General features: G+C 63.4%; 19 protein-coding genes. 5 read left to right on the top strand and 14 right to left on the bottom strand.

The window, feature by feature from the left end; genetic code table 11:
* Window positions 1-107: 107 nt before the first annotated feature.
* The 4 genes from IB234_RS21540 to IB234_RS21555 all read right to left on the bottom strand — a co-directional run bounded on the left by IB234_RS21540 (window position 108) and on the right by IB234_RS21555 (window position 3,722).
* The gene (locus tag IB234_RS21540) at window positions 108-899 is read right to left on the bottom strand and encodes an ABC transporter ATP-binding protein (protein WP_192321862.1); all 792 of its coding nucleotides are present in this window, start codon (window positions 897-899) and stop codon (window positions 108-110) included.
* 10 nt (window positions 900-909) lie between these two features.
* Window positions 910-1,752, bottom strand: a complete 843-nt coding sequence (gene ntrB, locus IB234_RS21545) for a nitrate ABC transporter permease (RefSeq protein WP_192321864.1) — start codon at window positions 1,750-1,752, stop codon at window positions 910-912.
* A 13-nt stretch (window positions 1,753-1,765) separates the two neighbouring features.
* A complete protein-coding gene (locus tag IB234_RS21550; protein WP_192321866.1) occupies window positions 1,766-3,049 on the bottom strand; it encodes a CmpA/NrtA family ABC transporter substrate-binding protein in 1,284 nt (427 codons plus the stop codon).
* 361 nt (window positions 3,050-3,410) lie between these two features.
* A complete protein-coding gene (locus IB234_RS21555) occupies window positions 3,411-3,722 on the bottom strand; it encodes a hypothetical protein (protein WP_043310176.1) in 312 nt (103 codons plus the stop codon).
* A gap of 135 nt (window positions 3,723-3,857) precedes the next feature.
* Between IB234_RS21555 and IB234_RS21560 the strand changes: the two genes are divergently transcribed.
* Window positions 3,858-4,247, top strand: coding sequence for a hypothetical protein (locus IB234_RS21560; RefSeq protein ID WP_192321868.1), 390 nt, complete (start codon window positions 3,858-3,860; stop codon window positions 4,245-4,247).
* Between the two features lie 67 nt (window positions 4,248-4,314).
* Here the strand turns inward: IB234_RS21560 and alaC are convergent, their stop codons facing one another.
* From alaC to acnB, 7 genes are all read right to left on the bottom strand, one after another.
* Entirely contained in the window at window positions 4,315-5,571 is a 1,257-nt protein-coding gene (gene alaC, locus IB234_RS21565; RefSeq protein ID WP_192321870.1) for an alanine transaminase, read from the bottom strand.
* 131 nt (window positions 5,572-5,702) lie between these two features.
* Window positions 5,703-7,052 (bottom strand): pyridoxal phosphate-dependent decarboxylase family protein, encoded by a 1,350-nt coding sequence (locus tag IB234_RS21570; protein ID WP_192321872.1) that lies wholly within the window; start codon window positions 7,050-7,052, stop codon window positions 5,703-5,705.
* Window positions 7,053-7,213: 161 nt separating this feature from the next.
* Window positions 7,214-7,792, bottom strand: coding sequence for an ANTAR domain-containing response regulator (locus tag IB234_RS21575; protein WP_043310172.1), 579 nt, complete (start codon window positions 7,790-7,792; stop codon window positions 7,214-7,216).
* 20 nt (window positions 7,793-7,812) lie between these two features.
* Complete coding sequence (locus tag IB234_RS21580) at window positions 7,813-9,024, bottom strand: CmpA/NrtA family ABC transporter substrate-binding protein (RefSeq protein WP_192321874.1); 1,212 nt, start codon at window positions 9,022-9,024, stop codon at window positions 7,813-7,815.
* Window positions 9,025-9,191: 167 nt separating this feature from the next.
* Window positions 9,192-9,401, bottom strand: a complete 210-nt coding sequence (locus tag IB234_RS21585; RefSeq protein ID WP_192321876.1) for a YgdI/YgdR family lipoprotein — start codon at window positions 9,399-9,401, stop codon at window positions 9,192-9,194.
* A gap of 82 nt (window positions 9,402-9,483) precedes the next feature.
* Complete coding sequence (locus IB234_RS21590; protein ID WP_192321878.1) at window positions 9,484-9,693, bottom strand: YgdI/YgdR family lipoprotein; 210 nt, start codon at window positions 9,691-9,693, stop codon at window positions 9,484-9,486.
* Window positions 9,694-9,814: 121 nt separating this feature from the next.
* Window positions 9,815-12,424, bottom strand: a complete 2,610-nt coding sequence (gene acnB / locus IB234_RS21595; RefSeq protein WP_192321880.1) for a bifunctional aconitate hydratase 2/2-methylisocitrate dehydratase — start codon at window positions 12,422-12,424, stop codon at window positions 9,815-9,817.
* Between the two features lie 451 nt (window positions 12,425-12,875).
* Between acnB and IB234_RS21600 the strand changes: the two genes are divergently transcribed.
* A complete protein-coding gene (locus IB234_RS21600) occupies window positions 12,876-13,352 on the top strand; it encodes a DUF1289 domain-containing protein (protein ID WP_192321882.1) in 477 nt (158 codons plus the stop codon).
* A 128-nt stretch (window positions 13,353-13,480) separates the two neighbouring features.
* Here IB234_RS21600 and ccoN read toward each other — a convergent pair whose 3' ends face one another.
* Complete coding sequence (gene ccoN / locus IB234_RS21605; protein WP_192321884.1) at window positions 13,481-14,905, bottom strand: cytochrome-c oxidase, cbb3-type subunit I; 1,425 nt, start codon at window positions 14,903-14,905, stop codon at window positions 13,481-13,483.
* A 352-nt stretch (window positions 14,906-15,257) separates the two neighbouring features.
* Between ccoN and IB234_RS21610 the strand changes: the two genes are divergently transcribed.
* Together IB234_RS21610 and IB234_RS21615 are read left to right on the top strand one after the other, a co-directional pair.
* Window positions 15,258-15,611 (top strand): CidA/LrgA family protein, encoded by a 354-nt coding sequence (locus IB234_RS21610; RefSeq protein ID WP_192321887.1) that lies wholly within the window; start codon window positions 15,258-15,260, stop codon window positions 15,609-15,611.
* Complete coding sequence (locus IB234_RS21615) at window positions 15,608-16,306, top strand: LrgB family protein (RefSeq protein WP_192321889.1); 699 nt, start codon at window positions 15,608-15,610, stop codon at window positions 16,304-16,306. The genes IB234_RS21610 and IB234_RS21615 overlap by 4 nt, the downstream gene beginning before the upstream one ends.
* Before the next feature lie 34 nt (window positions 16,307-16,340).
* On the opposite strand, the gene IB234_RS21620 is transcribed toward IB234_RS21615, so the two are convergent.
* On the bottom strand, window positions 16,341-17,285 hold the full coding sequence (locus IB234_RS21620; RefSeq protein WP_192321891.1) for a DMT family transporter: 945 nt from the start codon (window positions 17,283-17,285) through the stop codon (window positions 16,341-16,343).
* Between the two features lie 91 nt (window positions 17,286-17,376).
* Here IB234_RS21620 and IB234_RS21625 point away from each other — a divergent pair, with 91 nt between their 5' ends.
* Window positions 17,377-18,801, top strand: coding sequence for a PLP-dependent aminotransferase family protein (locus IB234_RS21625; protein ID WP_192321893.1), 1,425 nt, complete (start codon window positions 17,377-17,379; stop codon window positions 18,799-18,801).
* A gap of 66 nt (window positions 18,802-18,867) precedes the next feature.
* Here the strand turns inward: IB234_RS21625 and IB234_RS21630 are convergent, their stop codons facing one another.
* Window positions 18,868-19,086 carry a LysR family transcriptional regulator gene (locus IB234_RS21630; protein WP_412547943.1) on the bottom strand — a complete coding sequence of 73 codons (219 nt, stop codon included), beginning with the start codon at window positions 19,084-19,086 and terminating at the stop codon, window positions 18,868-18,870.
* Window positions 19,087-19,137 lie beyond the last annotated feature (51 nt).

Below are 19,137 nucleotides of genomic sequence, written 5' to 3' on the forward strand. Positions count from 1 at the left end.
TCCTCTTGTTGTCGTTGTGCCCCCAGCCTAGGGCCTGGCGCGTGCGCGGAGAAGGGGTGGAAACGACAAAGCCCGGCATGTAGCCGGGCTTTGTCGAACCGCTTGCCTCAGGCTGCGGGTCGTTGCTGGCGCTGGTAGAGGAATTCCAGCACCGCCGTGCGGTACTCGTGGTAGCGACTGTCGTTGGCCAGCGCCAGACGATCGCGCGGGCGCTCCAACTCCACCCGCACGATATCGCCGATGGTCGCCGCCGGGCCGTTGGTCATCATCACGATGCGATCGGACAGCAGCACCGCCTCGTCGACATCGTGGGTGACCATCACCACCGTGCTGTGGGTCTGGCCGACGATACGTAGCAGCTCGTCCTGCAGGTGGGCGCGGGTCAGCGCGTCCAGCGCGCCAAACGGCTCGTCCATCAGCAGCACCTTGGGCTCCATGGCCAGGGCGCGGGCGATGCCGACGCGCTGTTTCATACCACCGGAGATCTCGTTGGGGTGTTTATGCGTGGCATGGCTCAGACCGACCATGTTAAGCGCCGCGTTGGTGCGCTCCTTGAGTTGGGCCTTGCTCTCCTTGGCGCCGAACACCCGCTCCACCGCCAGGTGGACGTTGCCGAAGCAGGTCATCCAGGGCAGCAGGCTATGGTTCTGGAACACCACGGCGCGTTCCGGGCCGGGGCCGTCGATCTCGCGGCCGTTGCAGATCAGGCCGCCTTCGCTGGCCTCCAGCAGGCCGGCGATCAGGTTGAGTACGGTGGATTTGCCGCAGCCCGAGTGGCCGATCAGCGAGACGAACTCGCCCTTGGCGATGCTCAGGTTGACGTCGGCCAGAGCCTGGAAGCGGCCTTTCTTGGTGTCGAAGTGTTTGCTGACGGCGGTCAGCTCGACGAACTTGTCCATGGCGGTCTCCTTAGCTGGCGTAGTCGAAGCGCTTGGCCAGCAGGAGCAGGGCCTGCTCCAGGGCCAGGCCGACCAGGCCGACGATGATGATGGCGATGAGGATGTGTTCGACGTTGAGGTTGTTCCACTCGTCCCACACCCAGAAGCCCAGGCCTGTGCCACCGGTGAGCATCTCCGCGGCGACTATCACCAGCCAGGCCACGCCGATGGCCAGGCGGATGCCGGTCATCAGGTGCGGCAGCACGGCGGGAAACAGGATGCGCGTGAGCACCTTGAACTCGGAGAGCTTGAGCACGCGGGCCACGTTCAGGTAGTCCTGCGGCACGCTGGCCACGCCGGCGGCAGTGTTGAGGATGATCGGCCAGATCGAGCTGATGAAGATCACCCAGATCGACGCCGGGCCCGCGGCCTCGAACACCAGCAGGCCGATCGGCAGCCAGGCCAGCGGCGATACCGGGCGCAACAGGCTGATGATCGGCGAGAGCATGCCGGCGAGGAAGGCGAAGCGGCCGATGGCGAAGCCCAGCGGAATGCCGATCAGCGCCGCCAGGCCGAAGCCGACGCCGACCCGGCCGAGCGAGTGGAGGATGTTCCAGCCGATGCCCATGTCATTCGGGCCATTGTCGTAGAACGGATCGGCGAACAGCACGACGGCCGAGTGCCAGGTCGACAGCGGGCCTGGCAGGCCCTCGCTGCGCGCGGCGATCAGCGCCCAGACGCCGATGAACAGGGCAATGCCGAGCAGTGGCGGGGTGATCGCCTTGACCAGGCTGGTGAGCATTTGCGCCGTGATCAGGCGGCGCGACGAAGTGATGGGAGCGACTGGCAACGGTGTTTTCAGGGGCGCGTTCATGGTGGCCTCCGACTCAGGCTTTGATCGCGAACGAGGCGGCGTAGGCGGCAGGGTTGGCACCGTCCCAGACCTTGCCGTCGATCAGCGTGCTGGCGCGCAGCGGGCTGCTCGGTACTGCGATGCCCAGGGCGCCGGCGGCCTCGGCATAGAGCTTGGTCTGGTTCACCGCAGCGGCCACGGCGGCGTAGTCCGGGTCTTCCTTGAGCATGCCCCAGCGCTTGAACTGGGTGAGGAACCACATGCCGTCGGAGTGGTAGGGGAAGTTGACGTTGCCGTCCTTGCAGAAGGCCATGGCGTGCTGGTCTTCCCAGCTGTTGCCGAGGCCGTCTTCGTAGTGGCCGAGGAAGCGCTGCTCGATCACATCGACCGGGGCGTTAACGTAGGCCTTGCCGGAAATCAGCTTGGCCGTGGCCTTCTTGTTCTCGGCGCTGGCCTCGATGAAGCGGCTGGCGTCGAGGATGGCCATGACCAGGGCACGGGCAGTGTTGGGATTCTGCTCGACGAATTCGCGGGTGCAGCCCAGCACCTTCTCCGGATGGTCGGCCCAGATCTGCTGGGTGGTGGTGGCGGTGAAGCCGATCTTGTCGAAGATCGCCCGCGCGCCCCAGGGCTCGCCGACGCAGAAACCGTCCATGTTGCCGACGCGCATGTTGGCCACCATCTGCGGCGGCGGCACGGTGATGGTCTTGACGTCGGTGAAGGGGTTGATGCCGTGGTGCGCCAGCCAGTAGTACAGCCACATGGCGTGGGTGCCGGTGGGGAAGGTCTGGGCGAAGGTCAGCGGGTTGCCACCTTTCTTGATGTGCGCGGCGAGCTGCTCGCCGGTGATCACCCCGGCTTCCTTGAGCTGCTTGGAAAGGGTGATGGCCTGGCCGTTCTGGTTCAGGCCCATGAGCACGGCCATGTTCTTCTGCGGGCCGGCTACGCCGAGCTGTGAGCCATACATCATGCCGTACAGCACGTGGGAGGCATCCAGCTCGCCGGTGCCAAGCTTGTCGCGCACGCCGGCCCAGGAGGCTTCCTTGCTCGGGGTGATGGTCAGGCCGTACTTGCTGGCGAAGCCCTGGGTGGCGGCGACCACCACCGAGGCGCAGTCGGTCAACGGGATGAAGCCGATCTTCAGCGCGGCTTTCTCCGGGGCGTCGGAGCCGGCGGCGTAGGCGGCGCTGCGTAAGAAGGCGGGGGCAGACAAACCGAGGGCGGCGAGGCCGCCAACGGTGCCGGCGACGGCGATGGACTGCTTGAGGAAGTTGCGGCGGCTGTTGTCGACCGGTTTTTTCGAATCACGCTCACTCATGGAATGCACCTTTTCATGGGCAATAAAAAACGGCGTACGTCGAAGCTCCCGATGGGGGAGGGAGCTCCGACGGACGCCGTTGTCCGTGATCCGCGGCTCACCGCCGTTGGTGTGCTGCGCTGGAATCTACGGGGTTATTAGCAAGTGGCTTGCCAGTTTTCTGAGTGAGCTTCGAATAGCGCGTGAAACAGGCTGTGTCGGCGGCTCTTAGAGGGGTGTATGGCTTGTAAATCAGGCGATTAGATCTGCTGCGAGATCGCCGCTGGCGATCTCTGGAGAACGGTGGGCAGGTGGCGGCGTGCACCGTGCGGTAGCCGACCTGGCACGCCAGTGAGCGCTTTTGGTTCGACGCAGGGCGCGATCACACGCGCTGGCGCTGCGCCTCCTCGGCGTATTCCTTGAGCCAGCGCAGCACTTCCACGGCTTCCCAACGACTGGGGTCGAACAGCGCATAGACCTGGCCCTGGTAGCCGACCACATCGACCGGGCGGTGGTAGCCGGCCCGCTGCAGCAGCGCCTCGATCTCGGCGAAGCAAGTGTTGAAGTGCACGCGCTTGAACGGCGTCCGATTGCCGGTGACCAGGCCCTCCAGGCGCAGCTCCTCGACCGTGGCGCGGATATGCTCCAGTGGCATCTGGTTCACTTTGTTCTTCAGCTGCAGTACGTCCAGCATGATCGAGCTCCTCGGGTTTCTGTGGCCGCAAAAGAGTAAGCGAAAAATACTGTACAAATAAACACTACTGTATAATAGTACAGCTCAAGCGCCGTCGAGATCACAGAGACCGAAGCCGGAACAGGAGCTGCCTATATGCACCACAAGCTGATGACAATTCTGCTGTTGGCCATGTTGGCGGGCTGTGCCCAGCCACAGGTGGAGCAACCCCGAGCGAAGGGTGCCTATCTGGTGATCGAGGGGGCCAGGGCCTGGGCTGTGCTGGTGCGCGACGGCAAGCGGGTAGAGGAAGAGGTCGGCCGCGTACTCGATGTGGTCAAGCTGCCGGGGCAGAACTCCAGCATCTCCGCCAGCTACGTGATCGATACGCCCAACTGCGGGCGCCTGCAGTGGCTGACCGAGCGTGGCGGCGAGGGCGAGGTCACCCGCCTGGCGCATGCCGATGACGAGGCCGGCGAGCGCCCCGGCTGCACCATTGCCAGCGACCTGTCGCAGGCGTGGACGGCGCTGGATTACTCTGGTTGATAGGAACTGGTTGATTGCAACCGGCTGATATGAAAAGGCCCCGACTCGTGTCGGGGCCTTTTGCGTTTTAGGTCGATTCAGGCTTGGCCTTACCGGTTTCTCGCTTCGGCTTGGCGGCGGGCGCCTCGAGCAGGCCATCGGCGCGGAACATCGCCTTGATGCCGCGGATGGCCTGGCGGGTGCGGTCCTGGTTCTCGATCAGGGCGAAGCGCACGTGATCGTCGCCATAGTCGCCGAAGCCCAGGCCCGGCGAGACGCAGACCTTGGCCTCCAGCAGCAGCTTCTTGGCGAACTCCAGCGAGCCCAGGTGGGCGTAGGGCTCGGGAATCTTGGCCCAGATGTACATGGAGGCTTTGGGCTTCTCCACCATCCAGCCCGCCTCGTGCAGGCCCTTGACCAGCATGTTGCGGCGCTCGCGGTACTGCTCGGCGATGTCGCGTACGCACTGCTGGTCGCCTTCCAGTGCGGCGATGGCCGCTACCTGCAGCGGAGTGAAGGTGCCGTAGTCGTGGTAGCTCTTGATCCGCGCCAGGGCTGCGACCAGCTCCGGGTTGCCGACCATGAAGCCGATACGCCAGCCAGCCATGTTGTAGCTCTTGGACAGGGTGAAGAACTCCACGGCGATGTCCTTGGCGCCTTCCACCTGCATAATCGACGGCGCTTTCCAGCCGTCGTAGACGATGTCGGCGTAGGCCAGGTCGTGCACCACCAGCACGTCGTACTGCTTGGCCAGGGCCACTACGCGCTCGAAGAAGTCCAGCTCCACGCACTGCGCGGTGGGGTTGGAAGGGAAACCGAGGATCATCATCTTCGGCTTGGGAATGGCCTCGCGGATGGCGCGTTCCAGTTCGGCGAAGAAGTCCACGCCGGGCACCAGCGGTACCGAGCGCACCTGGGCGCCGGCGATCACTGCACCGTAGATATGGATCGGGTAGCTGGGGTTGGGTACCAGCACGGTGTCGCCATGGTCCAGGGTGGCCAGCATCAGGTGCGCCAGGCCTTCCTTGGAGCCGATGGTGACGATGGCTTCGCTTTCCGGGTCGATCTCCACGTCATAGCGGTCCTTGTACCAGCGCGAGATGGCGCGGCGCAGGCGTGGGATACCGCGGGAGGTGGAGTAGCCGTGGGTGTCTTCGCGCTGGGCGACCTGCACCAGCTTCTCGACGATGTGCGGCGGAGTGGCGCCGTCCGGGTTGCCCATGCTGAAGTCGATGATGTCTTCGCCACGGCGGCGGGCGGCCATCTTCAGCTCGGCGGTGATATTGAAAACGTAGGGGGGGAGACGATCGATGCGCGCAAAGCGGCGCTTGGCATTGTCAGCCATGCTTTCCTCGGAGTACGTAAGCGCCCGGAACCGTCCGAGCGACGTTGGCCACATGCGTGTGGCCTGGGGCGAAGATAAGGGGGCGGGCCCGCCGCTGTCCAGAGCAGTTCGCGGGCAAATGAGCGGTGCAGTCAGCCCAGCTGGCGTTTCAGGCGCAGCAGCAGGTCGGCCAGCAGGCGCACCTCGGCATCGCCAGTGCGCCAGGACGACAGGCTGAGGCGGAAGGCTGGGCGACCCTGCCAGACGGTCGGTCCGAACCAGACTTCACCAGAGGCCTGCGCCGCCTCGCGGATGGTGGTGGTCTGATCATCCGAGTCGCCGCGTACCAGCACCTGGTTAAGCACCACGCGGTTTAGCACCTGGTAGCCGCCACCCCGCAGGGTCTCGGCCAGCTCAAAGGCCTGACGGATATGCCGGTCGATCAGCTCGCGCAGGCCGTCGCGGCCGAGGCTGGCCAGCGCGGCCCAGATCGCCACGCCACGGGCACGGCGGGAGAACTCCAGGGTCAGGTTCTTCTGTGCGTCGCGACTCGCCGTGGCATAGGCGGCGTCGCTGTTCATCGCCGCGGCCAGGGCATCGGCGTCGCGGCAGATGGCCATGGCGCTGTCGTAGGGGGTGTTCAGCCACTTGTGGCCGTCGGTGGTCCAGCTATCGGCCTGTTCCACACCCTCGGCCAGGTGGGCCGACGAGGAGGCCTTGGCCCACAGGCCGAAAGCGCCGTCGACATGCACCCAGGCGCCGGCTTCTCGGGCCTTGGGGATCAGCTCGACGAAGCGATCGAACTCGCCGGTGTTGACCTCGCCGGCCTGCAGGATCAGTAGGGTACGTTCGTCGAGTTCTGGCAGGCGCGCTGGGTCGATGCGCCCGTGCTCGTCCACCGGCGCGTAGTGCAGGCGGTTCATGCCGAAGCCGAGCACGCGCAGGGCTTTCTTCACTGTGATGTGGGCGGTTTCGGAGAGCACTACGCGGATCTCCGGGGCGCCCATCAGGCCGTCGGCGTCGAAGTCCCAGTCCTGGCGCGCCAGCAGCTTGCGCCGAGCTGCGGAGAGACAGGCCAGGGTGCAGGCGGTGGCGCTGGTGCCGAAGCCCACGGCGCTCTCTGTTGGCAGGCCTAGCGCCTCACAGACCCAGCGGCCGGCGACCTTCTCCAGGCGGTCGGCCACCGGAGAGTTGTCGAAGGAGGAGGCGCACTGGTCCCAGGCCAGTACCAGGCGTTCGGCGGCCGCCGCGGCCGGCAGGGTGGCGCCGATGACGAAACCGAAGTAGCGCGGGCCGTTGCTCGCCACGGTGGCGGGCGAGCCGATCTCGTCGAGTTGCCGCAGCACCTGCTCGGCGGCCTGGGCGTGCTCTGGCAGTGGCTGATCGAACGCGGCCAGGGCGGCGATGGCCGAGGCGTCCGGGTACACCCGACGCTCGGGCGTGCCGTCGAAGTAGGCGAGGGCGCGGCGGTCGGCCTCGACCAGCAGATTGCGTTCGTTCATGACCGGTACTCGGCAGGGAAGATGCTTTCTACCCTAGCCGAGAGGTGCGAGAGGCCGGCAGATACAGGCGCCAGCCGAGTTGAGCGGAACAGTGGCGGCTAAGCGTGTGAGGGGACCGGTACAGTCGTGCTGGCGGGCGGTACAGTCGCACCGCCCGGACTTCAGTTACCCAGCATGTCGTGCATCGCGATGATCTGCTCGGCCACCTGGATCAGCTTCTGCTGGCGGCTCATGGCCTGGCGGCGCATCAGGGTGTAGGCGTCTTCCTCGTTGCAGCTCTTCATCTTCATCAGCAGACCCTTGGCCAGTTCGATGCGCTTGCGTTCGGCCAGTTGCTCGTCACGGGCCTGCAGTTGTGCACGCAGGGCCTGGTCGCTCTCGAAGCGGGCCATGGCCACGTCGAGGATCGGTTGCAGGCGCTCGGTCTGGATACCCTCGACGATATAGGCGCTGACCCCGGACTGGATGGCTTGGCGCATCACCTGTGGGTCGTGCTCATCGGTGAACATGACGATCGGCCGCGGCTGGTCGCGGGTCACCAGCACCACCTGTTCCATCACGTCGCGGCCGGGAGACTCGGTGTCGATCAGCACCACGTCCGGGCGCACGGCCTCGACCCGCTCGGGCAGGTCGATGGTCAGGCCGGATTCGTCGACTACCTCGAAGCCGGCCTCGACCAGCGCGCTCTTCAGGCGGCCAACCTTCTTCGGCGTATCGTTGATCAGGAGTATGCGTAGCATCGTGCTGGTGTCTCGGTCCGTTACAGGGCGATGGCGGCAGGGCCGTCGGTGCGGGCGTGGATGGTGAAGGAGCGGGCGTAGCCGGCCGGATCGCTGCCGTCCCAGGTAGTGCCATCGAGCAGGGTGGAGCTGCGCATTTCTGCCGCCGGCACGTGGATGCCCAGGGCCTCGGCGGCGCTGCGGTAGATATCCAGCTGGTGGATGCGGCGGGCGAGGCCGAGATAGTCCGGATCGTCCTTGAGCAGGCCCCAGCGGCGGAACTGGGTGAGGAACCAGATGCCATCGGACAGCCAGGGCGTGTTCACCTCGCCGTCGGCGAAGAAACGCAGCGGGTGGGCGTCCAGCCAGGCGTGGCCGAGGCCGTCCTCGTAGTGGCCGAGGAAGCGCGGCTCGATGGCGGAAAGCGGGGCGTCGACATACTCGCTGCTGCTGATCAGCTGGGCAGTGCCGCGGCGGTTCTCTTCGCTCTCGTCGATGAAGCGGCTGGCTTCGAGCACGGCCATGGTCAGGGCGCGCGCGGTGTTGGGGTATTGCTCGACGAATTCGCGGGTCACGCCGAGCACCTTCTCCGGGTGGTCGGCCCAGATGTTCTGGCTGGTGGCCAGGGTGAAGCCCTGTTGCTCCTCGACCGCCAAGGCGCCCCAGGGGCCGCCGGCGCAGAAGCCGTCGATGCGCGCAGCGCGCAGGTGGGCGACCATTTGCGAGGGCGGCACCACTACGGTGTTGACGTCTTCCAGCGGATGGATGCCCTGGGCGGCCAGCCAGTAGTACAGCCACATGGCATGAGTGCCGGTGGGGAAGGTCTGGGCGAAGGTCAGCTTTGCACCACTCTGGCGCGCGCGTGCGGCGAGTGCCTCGGCGCTGGTCACGCCGGCCTGCTTGAGCGGTTGTGACAGGTTGATGGCCTGGCCGTTCTGGTTGAGGCCCATGAGGATGGCCATCTCGGTGGCGGAGCTGCCGAGGCCCAGGTGTACGCCGTACACCTGGCCGTAGAGCATTTGCGCGGCATCCAGCTCGCCACACAGCAGGCGATCGCGCAGGCCGGCCCAGGAGGCCTGGCGCTGCAGGTTGAGGGTCAGACCGTAGGGTTGGGCGAAGCCCTGGGTAGCGGCCACGATCAGCGAGGCGGAGTCGGTGAGGGCCATGAAGCCCAGATTCAGTGCGCTCTTTTCCGGGGCATCGCTGCCCGCGACCCAGGCCAGTGCATCGTTACGGGTGTTGCTGTCGGTCATGTCTTGTTCCGCCCTTCAACAAAAAGGCGCCGCTTCAGGCTGCCGCGTAGCGGTTGCCGGAAGCGACGCCATTGTCTGTGAACTGACTCCGCCGTTGGAGAGAGTTCTGCTACATAGACCTAAGCAAGGCATATGCCAGCACAGTGGGTGGAACCAAGGGGCTCGTCTCAGCGTTCCATGATCTGTTTGATCTGGCTCTGGGGGATCTGTTGCTTGCGACCCTCGCTGTCCTCGAATTCGAGCATGCCGGTATCCTCATCCAACTCCGGCTCGTCGTCGCTGGTCAGGAGTTGGCCGTCGGTGGTGAGGATCAGGTGTTCACTGGCGCAGCCAGATAGGGCGGTAAGGCAAAGCAGGGCGGCTATCCAATGCTTCATGAGGTGCTCCAGATGACGGAATTCACCTCAAGGTATCCGCACGCCGCCGCGCTTGGCAAGGCGGCGTGGGATCGCAGGCATCTCAGCGTTCGATGATCTGCTTCACCGAGCTTTGCGGAATCTGCTGTTCGTTACCTTCGGCGTCCTCATAGGTGATCAGCCCGGTATCGTCGTCGATCTCCGGCTTGTCCTCGGCGCTGAGCATCTGGCCGTCGGTGGTGGCGATGATGTAGTCGGTGGCGCAGCCGGTTAGGCCGAACACGCAGAGCAGGGCAAGAATCCAGGGTTTCATGGTGAACTCCTTATGAAAGGGTGCCCGCGAGGGGCTTCAGAACTTCCGACCACACCACCTCCGGTTTCGCTCCATAAAAAAAAGCCCCGCACTAGGCGGGGCTTTTTCATTGCGCTAACGTTTAGATCTGTACGGTCGGGATCTTGGCATTGGCAGCGGCTTCGCGGAACTCGGCGATCTGGTCGAAGCTCAGGTAGCGGTAAACGTCGGCAGCCATGCTGTCGATGTTCTTCGCGTACTCCATGTACTCCTCGACGGTCGGCAGTTTGCCGGTGATCGAAGCGACCGCTGCCAGTTCGGCAGAAGCCAGGTACACGTTGGTGGCGTCGCCCAGGCGGTTCGGGAAGTTACGGGTCGAAGTGGAGACCACGGTGGAACCGGTCTGTACGCGAGCCTGGTTACCCATGCACAGCGAGCAGCCCGGCATTTCCATGCGTGCACCGGCCTTGCCGTAGATGCCGTAGTAGCCTTCTTCGGTCAGTTGGTGGGCGTCCATCTTGGTCGGCGGAGCCAGCCACAGACGGGTCGGAATGCCGCCCTTGACCTTGTCTAGCAGCTTACCGGCAGCGCGGAAGTGACCGATGTTGGTCATGCACGAGCCGATGAACACTTCGTCGATCTTTTCACCGGCAACGGTGGACAGCAGACGGGCATCGTCCGGGTCGTTCGGCGCGCAGAGCACCGGCTCTTTGACGTCGGCCAGATCGATCTCGATGATCTCGGCGTACTCGGCGTCCTTGTCGGCAGCCAGCAGTTGCGGGTTGGCCAGCCAGGCTTCCATCGCCTGGGCACGACGCTCCAGGGTACGGGCATCGCCATAGCCTTCGCCGATCATCCAGCGCAGCATGGTGATGTTGGAACGCAGGTACTCGGCGATGGCCTTTTCCGGCAGCTTGATGGTGCAACCGGCGGCGGAACGCTCGGCCGAGGCGTCGGACAGCTCGAAAGCCTGTTCAACGGTCAGCTCGTCCAGACCTTCGATCTCGAGGATGCGGCCGGAGAAGGCGTTGATCTTGCCCTTCTTCTCGACGGTCAGCAGGCCCTGCTGGATGGCGTAGTAAGGGATGGCGTGGACCAGGTCACGCAGGGTAATGCCCGGTTGCAGCTTGCCCTTGAAGCGCACCAGTACGGATTCCGGCATGTCCAGCGGCATGACGCCGGTGGCGGCGGCGAAGGCCACCAGGCCGGAACCGGCCGGGAAGGAGATGCCCATCGGGAAGCGGGTGTGCGAGTCGCCACCGGTACCGACGGTATCCGGCAGCAGCATGCGGTTCAGCCAGCTGTGGATGATGCCGTCGCCCGGACGCAGGGACACGCCGCCGCGGGTCATGATGAAGTCCGGCAGGGTGTGGTGGGTGTTGACGTCGATCGGCTTCGGATAGGCCGCGGTGTGGCAGAAGGACTGCATCACCAGGTCAGCGGAGAAGCCCAGGCAAGCCAGGTCTTTCAGCTCGTCGCGGGTCATCGGGCCGGTGGTGTCCTGGGAGCCGACGGTGGTCATCTTCGGCTCGCAGTAGGTGCCCGGGCGTACGCCTTGGCCTTCCTGCAGGCCGCAGGCGCGACCGACCATCTTCTGGGCCAGGGTGAAGCCCTTGCCGCTGTCAGCCGGAGCAACCGGCTTCTTGAACAGGGTGGACGGAGCCAGACCCAGCTCGGCGCGGGCCTTCTCGGTCAGGCCACGGCCAACGATCAGCGGGATACGGCCGCCGGCGCGGACTTCGTCCAGCAGCACGTCGGTTTTCAGCTGGAAGCTGGTGACCAGCTCGTCGCTACCATGGCGGCGAACTTCGCCTTTGTACGGGTAGACGTCGATAGCGTCGCCCATGGCCAGGTTGGTGCAGTCGAACTCGATCGGCAGGGCGCCGGCGTCTTCCATGGTGTTGTAGAAGATCGGGGCGATCTTGGTGCCGAAGCAGAAGCCACCGGCGCGCTTGTTCGGCACGTTCGGGATGTCGTCGCCGAAGAACCACAGCACCGAGTTCGTGGCGGACTTACGGGAAGAACCGGTACCGACCACGTCACCGACGTAGGCAACCGGGAAGCCTTTGGCTTTCAGGGCTTCCATCTGCTTGATCGGGCCGACGGTGCCGGGGGCGTCCGGGTTGATGCCATCGCGGGCCATTTTCAGCATGGCCAGGGCGTGCAGCGGGATGTCCGGGCGGGACCAGGCGTCCGGAGCCGGCGATAGGTCGTCTGTGTTGGTTTCGCCGGTGACCTTGAACACGGTCAGGGTGACTTTTTCCGGAACGGCAGGGCGGTTGACGAACCACTCGCCGTCGGCCCAGGACTGCATCACGGCCTTGGCGTTGGCGTTGCCCTTCTTGGCGCGTTCGGCGACGTCGTGGAAGGCGTCGAACATCAGCAGGGTGTGCTTGAGTTGCGCGGCGGCGACTTCGGCCAGTTCGGCGTTGTCCAGCAGCTCGACCATGGTGGCGATGTTGTAGCCACCCTGCATGGTGCCCAGCAGTTCAACGGCGCGTTGCTTGCTGATCAGCGGGGAGCTGGCTTCGCCCTTGGCCACGGCGGAGAGGAAACCGGCCTTGACGTAGGCGGCTTCGTCCACGCCTGGCGGAACACGGTTGGTGATCAGGTCAACGAGGAAGGCTTCTTCGCCAGCCGGAGGATTTTTCAGCAGCTCGACCAGGCCTGCGGTTTGCTCGGCGTTCAGCGGCTGGGGAACGATCCCTTGGGCGGCACGCTCTTCTACGTGTTTGCGATAGGCTTCAAGCACAGTTATTACCCTCATCAGTAGTCGCGGCGGCCCGCAACGCTTATCCATAAAGCTGCCGCACGTCGCGCCGCTGCGCTTTGTGAGCGCACTGGCCGGTGTGTCGACAACCCCATACTAGAAGCTGCTTTCAAAGTTTTACGCCGCAGAAAGCGAGAGGGGATGAGGGCTGGCGCAGGGTTCGATGAACCCGACGCCAACGACGCTTCTGACGGAACGACTGTGCTCGTGACGCTTTGAAAACAGCTTCTGACGGACATCGGCGCCTAAAAAGGCGGTCCGATTCTACTGGATCGAGGCGCCAAAGTTAAGCGCAAACCCCGATCCAATCGGGCTCTTAGGCTACTCCTCGTCGTTTGTCTGACAAGTCGACAAAGGTCTGGTTGGTCATGGTGACCCTGCCAGGGGGAGTCGCTATCATGGCTCGCCTGTTTCACAGTGCCCCGCCTGCCTTATGTCCAATCAACGCATCAAGACGCCTTGCGTCGGCCTCTGCTCCACCGTCTATGGCGATCTGGTGTGTCGCGGCTGCAAGCGTTTCCACCATGAAGTGGTGAACTGGAATGCCTACGGCGATGATGAAAAGCGGGCCGTCTGGAAACGCCTGGAGGTGCTGCTGGTGCAGGTCATGCAGGGCAAGGTGGAGATTTTCGACCCAGCGCTCCTGCGCTCGCAGCTGGAGCAGCGCCAGGTGCGCTTCGTGCCGGAGCAGTCGGAATACTGCTGGGCTTACCAACTGATCGCCCGGGCCTCGCGCCTGATAAGCCGGCTGGATGCCTATGGTCTGGTTCTGCTGCCCGAGTTCCGCGGCTGGGAACTGCCGGCGCTGCGCGAGGCCATTGATCGGGAGTTCTTCCTGCTCTCCGAGGCACATTACGAGCGCTATATCGCTCCGCGCTTCCTTCGGGAGGGTGTGGAGAGCCGCGTTTGACTCTGCTCACATAAAGAAAGCCACCGTGAGGGCGGCTTTCTGGTTCGTTGTGCCTGTCAGGCAGCATGTCTGGACGGCGTCTCGCTGGCCGGTGATGGTCGCCGTAGCAAGTGGCTTGCCGATTCAGGTCATGCTGGTACTGCCTTCCGCTGGGCAACAGGGCTGGTGCCGCGCAGGGTCATCCATGTGTTGAGCGCCATCAACAGCATGCCGCTGAGGAAGCACAGGCCTCCGGCCAGGCGTACGACGTAGCCTATGTGGCTGGCCTCCAGCGCTTCGACGAAGGAGTAGGTGAGGGTGCCGTCTTCGTTGACCGCACGCCACATCAGACCTTGGGTGATGCCGTTGACCCACATGGAGGCGATGTACAGCACGGTGCCGATGGTAGCCAGCCAGAAGTGCGCGTTGATCAGCCCGATGCTGTGCATCTGCTCGCGGCCGAACACCTTCGGGATCAGGTGGTAGAGCGAGCCGAAAGTGATCATTGCTACCCATCCGAGGGCGCCGGCGTGCACATGGCCGATGGTCCAGTCGGTGTAGTGGGACAGAGCGTTGACGGTCTTGATGGCCATCATCGGGCCTTCGAAAGTGGACATGCCGTAGAAGGCTAACGACACCACCAGGAAACGCAGGATGGGGTCGGAGCGCAGCCTATGCCAGGCGCCGGACAGGGTCATCATGCCGTTGATCATGCCGCCCCAGCTCGGCGCCAGCAGAATCAGGGACATCACCATGCCGAGGGACTGGGCCCAGTCCGGCAGGGCGGTGTAGTGCAGATGGTGCGGACCGGCCCAGATGTAGAGGGCGATCAGCGCCCAGAAGTGCACGATGGACAGGCGATAGGAGTACACCGGCCGGTCCACCTGCTTCGGCACGAAGTAATACATCATGCCCAGGAAGCCGGTGGTCAGGAAGAAGCCCACGGCATTGTGGCCATACCACCACTGCACCATGGCGTCCGTGGCGCCGGCGTAGAGCGAGTAGGACTTGAACCAGCCAACCGGCACGGACAGGTGATTGATCACATGGAGCATGGCGATGACCAAGATGAAGGCTCCGAAGAACCAGTTGCCCACATAGATGTGGCGGGTTTTGCGCCGGGTCAGAGTGGTGAAGAAGACGATTCCGTAGGCGACCCAGACGATGGCCATCCACACGGCGCCGGTGAACTCGATCTCGGCGTACTCCTTGGTGGTGGTCATGCCCATGGGGAGAGTGATCAGCATGATCAGGATGGTCAGCTGCCAGCCCCAGAAGGTAAACGCCGTCAGTCTGTCCGAGAACAGTCTTGCTTGGCATGTGCGCTGCACCGCGTAGTAGCTGGCGGCGAATTGCGCGCTACCGGCGAAGCCGAAGATCACCAGGCTCGTATGCAGTGGGCGCAAACGACCGAAGCTGAGCCAGGGCGTGTCGAAGTTGAGTTCGGGCCATACCAGTTGGGCGGCTATGAGCACGCCGGTGCACATGCCTATGACACCCCAGACGATGGTCATGAGGGTGAATTGCCGAACGACCCTGTAGTTGTAGGGTGGGTGGGTAACAGTGATTTGCATTCGAATGACCTGCCAGGCAGTAGCACGACCGGGGCCGCAAGGTGGCTGCACTCTATGGGGGGGAGAAAAAAGCAAACAGACTCAGAAATGACTCCGGAGTGCATATCAGATCGGCGGTTGGGCAGATATTGGGCTAGCCATAGGAGCCGGTAATACCCTGCTGAGATTGGTACGGTAGGGCCAGATGTTGTGCGGCTCGTGGAAATCATCTGATCAGCTCTTTTTTGCCATTTCTGACGCTGTTCTCGATCCGGTAGGGCCGGCATAGTCGAAGACTCGCGATCAAAAGGGCGATTCCCGTGTACCAATATGACGATGGCGGCCGGTATCTGGCGCGGGGAGAGACCGCACCATGATAATGAAAGGGCTGCTTTGGCTGGTGCTGCTGCAATTGCTGGGGAGCATGCTCAACCAGTGGCTATTGCCCATGCTGCCAGGCTCGATCATCGGCCTGGTGCTGCTCTCGATATGGCTGATGTGGCGCGGCCAGGTGCCTGAGCCTCTACAACTGGCGACGAGCAGCCTGCTGGCCTATCTGCCGTTGCTGCTGGTGGTTCCTGCCTCTGGCATCATGAGTAGCGGTCGCGTTCTGCTCGAGGAGCTGCCGGTGATCGCGGCTGCCCTCGTGCTTTCGCTGCTGGTCACCGTGCCGTTCTGCGGTTGGTTGCTCCAGGTGCTGGCCCGACGCCAGGAGCGCGAGCGGTGAGCTGGAACAGCCTGCTCGACCACCCATTGTTCGCCATCGCACTCACCCTGGCAGCCTTCCAGATGGCCGTGTGGCTGCAGCGCCGTACCGGTTGGCTGGTGTTGCAGCCCGTATTGATAGCAGTGCTGCTAGTGGTAGGGACGCTATTGCTGTGCGATGCGGACTACGCCACTTACCGCGCAGGGGCCGAGCCCTTGGCGCTCTTGCTTGGACCGGCAACGATTGCTCTGGCAGTGCCTCTGCAGCATAACTTCAGGCGCATCCGCAGCTTGTTCTGGCCGGTTGTGATCACGTTGCTGGTTGGTGGTGTGCTATCGGTGACGCTCACCCTGTCCATCGGCTGGCTGCTGGGTGCTGATTGGGCGGTGCTCATGAGCCTTGCTCCGAAATCGGTGACCATGCCCATCGCGATGCCGGTGGCCGAGCAGATGGGGGGTATTGCTTCGCTGGCGGCCGTGATGGTGATGCTTACCGGAGTGATCGGAACATCGCTTGGCCCTCTACTGCTAGGGTGGGCCAAGGTCGAACATCCGGCGGCGCGCGGTCTCAGCTACGGTCTCAACGCCCATGCAATCGGCACCGCCCATGCGCTGCAGGAGGGCGAGGAGTGCGGAGCCTTCGCCGCTCTCGCCATGAGCCTGCTCGGCGTGATGACGGCGGTTCTCATGCCGGTGCTGTACCGTGCTTTCCTTTGAGCAGGCCAGCAGCATGCGCCCGGCTCGGGATACTTCAGTCTTCCTTCCGTAGGCGATTTTCCATCGGCATTTTGGTAATCGCGAAGCCGATCAGCAGCAGCGTCGAATACAGCGCCAGATCGTGAGAAATCGGCTGTCCCTCGTACCAGGAACCGACGATCACCGCGAACACCGGGAAGATGATGAAAACGAAAGACAGTACGACCGGGCTCAGGCGCTTGAGCAGGAAGAAGTAGACGATGAAGCCGCCTACCGACGCACAAAGGCCGAGATAGATCAGTGCCATCCAGGAGCGCGCGCTGAAGCCGCTGATATCCGGTTGTTCCACTCCCAGGCCGATCAGAAACAGCATCAGGCCGGCCAGGCCGATAGGTAGCGTGTTGTAGGTGATCACCCCGATCTCGGCCCCCTGTTTCTTGGTCACCACGTAGCACAGTGCGTGCATCACCGCCGCGGCGACTATCGCCAGCACACCGGCGAATTCGTCGTGCGCCAAGGTCATGCCTTGACTGCGCAGGATCATGAACAAGCTACCGAAGCCAATGGCGATGCCCATCACCTGGGAAAGATGGATGCGCTGACCCAGAAACAGTGCGGAGAAGATCAGGATGAATACCGGCATACAACTGAACAGTAGAGCGGTGAGGCCGGAGGAGACATGAGTTTCGCCGTAGTTGAGCAGATAGTAGGGCAGACTGAAGTAGCAGAGGGTGACGAATGCGAAGAAGCCCAAGTGGCTGCGTGGAAAGAGGATCGAGTCGCCGCGTATCAGGGCGAAGCAAAGAAACAGCGGGAAGGCGAGCAGGAAGCGTAGGCCAGAGGCTGTAAGCGGTGGCACAGTCTCAACGGCGATCTTGATGCCCAGCCAGGTAGTGCCCCAGCTTAGACAGACGGTTAGAAACAGCAGGGATGTGACGAGCGTGGGGAGCCATCGCCGACTGGATCTGCCGATGCTTCCAATGGTTGTTGATATTGACATGATGACAATCCTTCGTTTTTGCTAAATTTGCCTCTGTTTGCTCGGTATTAATCGCCATTGATACCGAAAATTCAGGCTATTTGGACGAAAAATGACTGTCAAACCGATTATTGACACGGTTTCAATTCTTCAAGAGGCTCTTGGCTCTGGCCATGGCGCTAAATACAAGCGACTCGCTGCTGCCATGGAGGCTGGCATCCTGGCAGGGCATATCGCAGGCGGAGCTAAGCTATTGCCTCACCGCAGGCTGGCAGACCGACTAGGCGTGACGATCGGCACGGTCAGTCGTGCCTATGCCGAGCTCGAGCGCATGGGGCTGGTAGTGGCGCGGGTAGGCGACGGCACTTTCGTCCGCCAGCGTGATCTGGAGCGCAAGCGCGACGCCGGCTTCAGTAACTTCGTCGAGGAGCGGCCGGAGCAGTTCGACATGAGCCGCAACATGCACATCTCCGGGCCGGAGACCAGCCTGTTCGCGCAGAGTCTGATGGACCTGGCGCGTGACCCGCAGGCCCTCGCCGGGTTGACGCTATACACTCCGGATGCCGGCCTGCTGCACCACCGCCGGGCCGGCGCCAGCTGGCTGGCTCACGGTGACTTCCAGCCCTTGGCCGAGCAGGTGTTGTGCGTCAATGGTGGTCAACATGGTCTGCTCTGTACCCTGATGGCGCTGTTGCGCGCGGGCGATAGCCTAGTCACCGAACACCTCACCTACCCAGGCTTGATCACGGTCGCACGCATGCTTGGCATCAAATTGCTCGGCGCCAGCATGGATGAGGAGGGCATCGTTCCCGACTCCCTCGACGAGCTATGCCGGCACAACCGGGTTACCGCCCTGTACTGCACGCCAACCCTGCAGAATCCCACCGCCGGGGTGATGTCCTCGGGTCGTCGTGAGGCAATCGCCGCCGTGTGCCGCGAGCATAACCTGCTGATCATCGAGGATGAGGCCCACGCGGTGCTGGTGGAGGACCGCCCGCTGCCCATGAGCCACCATGCACCGGAGCGCAGCGTGCTGATCGGCAGCCTGAGCAAAGTGGTGGCTGCCGGCTTGCGAGTGGGCTACCTGTATGCGCCGGCGACCCTGATCAGTCGTATCTCCGCGGCGCTGAGAGCGACTTGCTGGATGGCAACCCCGTTGCCGATGGAACTGGCCAGTACCTGGATCGAGAATGGTGTCGCGAGGATGCTGCTACGCCAGCAAGTCGCTGAAATCGGGCGGCGCAAGCAACTGGTGGAGAAGCTGCTCACGGGGTTGAACTACAGGTCTCATGCGCAGAGTCCGCATTTCTGGATCGAGGTACCCGAGCCATGGCGCGCCTCGGATGTGGAGGCCGAAATGAAGTTGAAGGGATATCTGATTGCCACGGCGGAAGTCTTCGCCGTTGGCCGGGCAGTGGTACCGCAATTCATCCGGGTCAGCGTCAGCAATACTTCGCATGATGATCGACTGCTCGTGGAGGGCATCGAGACTCTGGTCGCAACCTTGCGCCAGGGCGGCGGGCCGTTCGACGAATGATCGCTGGGGCCGTCGCCTCCTGCTGTGCTTCGGAGATCGCGGCTAGCGCCGTGTGCAGCTGCTCCACTAGTTGAGTGCCGACCTGAGTGATGCGCAACTGGCGAGTCGTCCCTCTATCAGCCTTACGCCCAGTCGAGCCTCCATCGCGGCAACTCTCTTCGAGATCACAGAAGGGGCGCGCTGCAAACTACGCCCGGCAGCAATGAATGGGCCTTCACTGGCGACGGCGAGCAGAGCCGCAATCTCGTCACTGTGGTGACGATTGACGAGTGGGGCCGAAAGCATGGCGCATCCTGCTGAAATGTCCGGAGGCAGTATGAGTTCAGGAGATTTAGG

Origin of the sequence: Pseudomonas sp. PDM16 (assembly GCF_014851865.1) — a bacterium.
Classification (GTDB): Bacteria; Pseudomonadota; Gammaproteobacteria; order Pseudomonadales; family Pseudomonadaceae; genus Aquipseudomonas.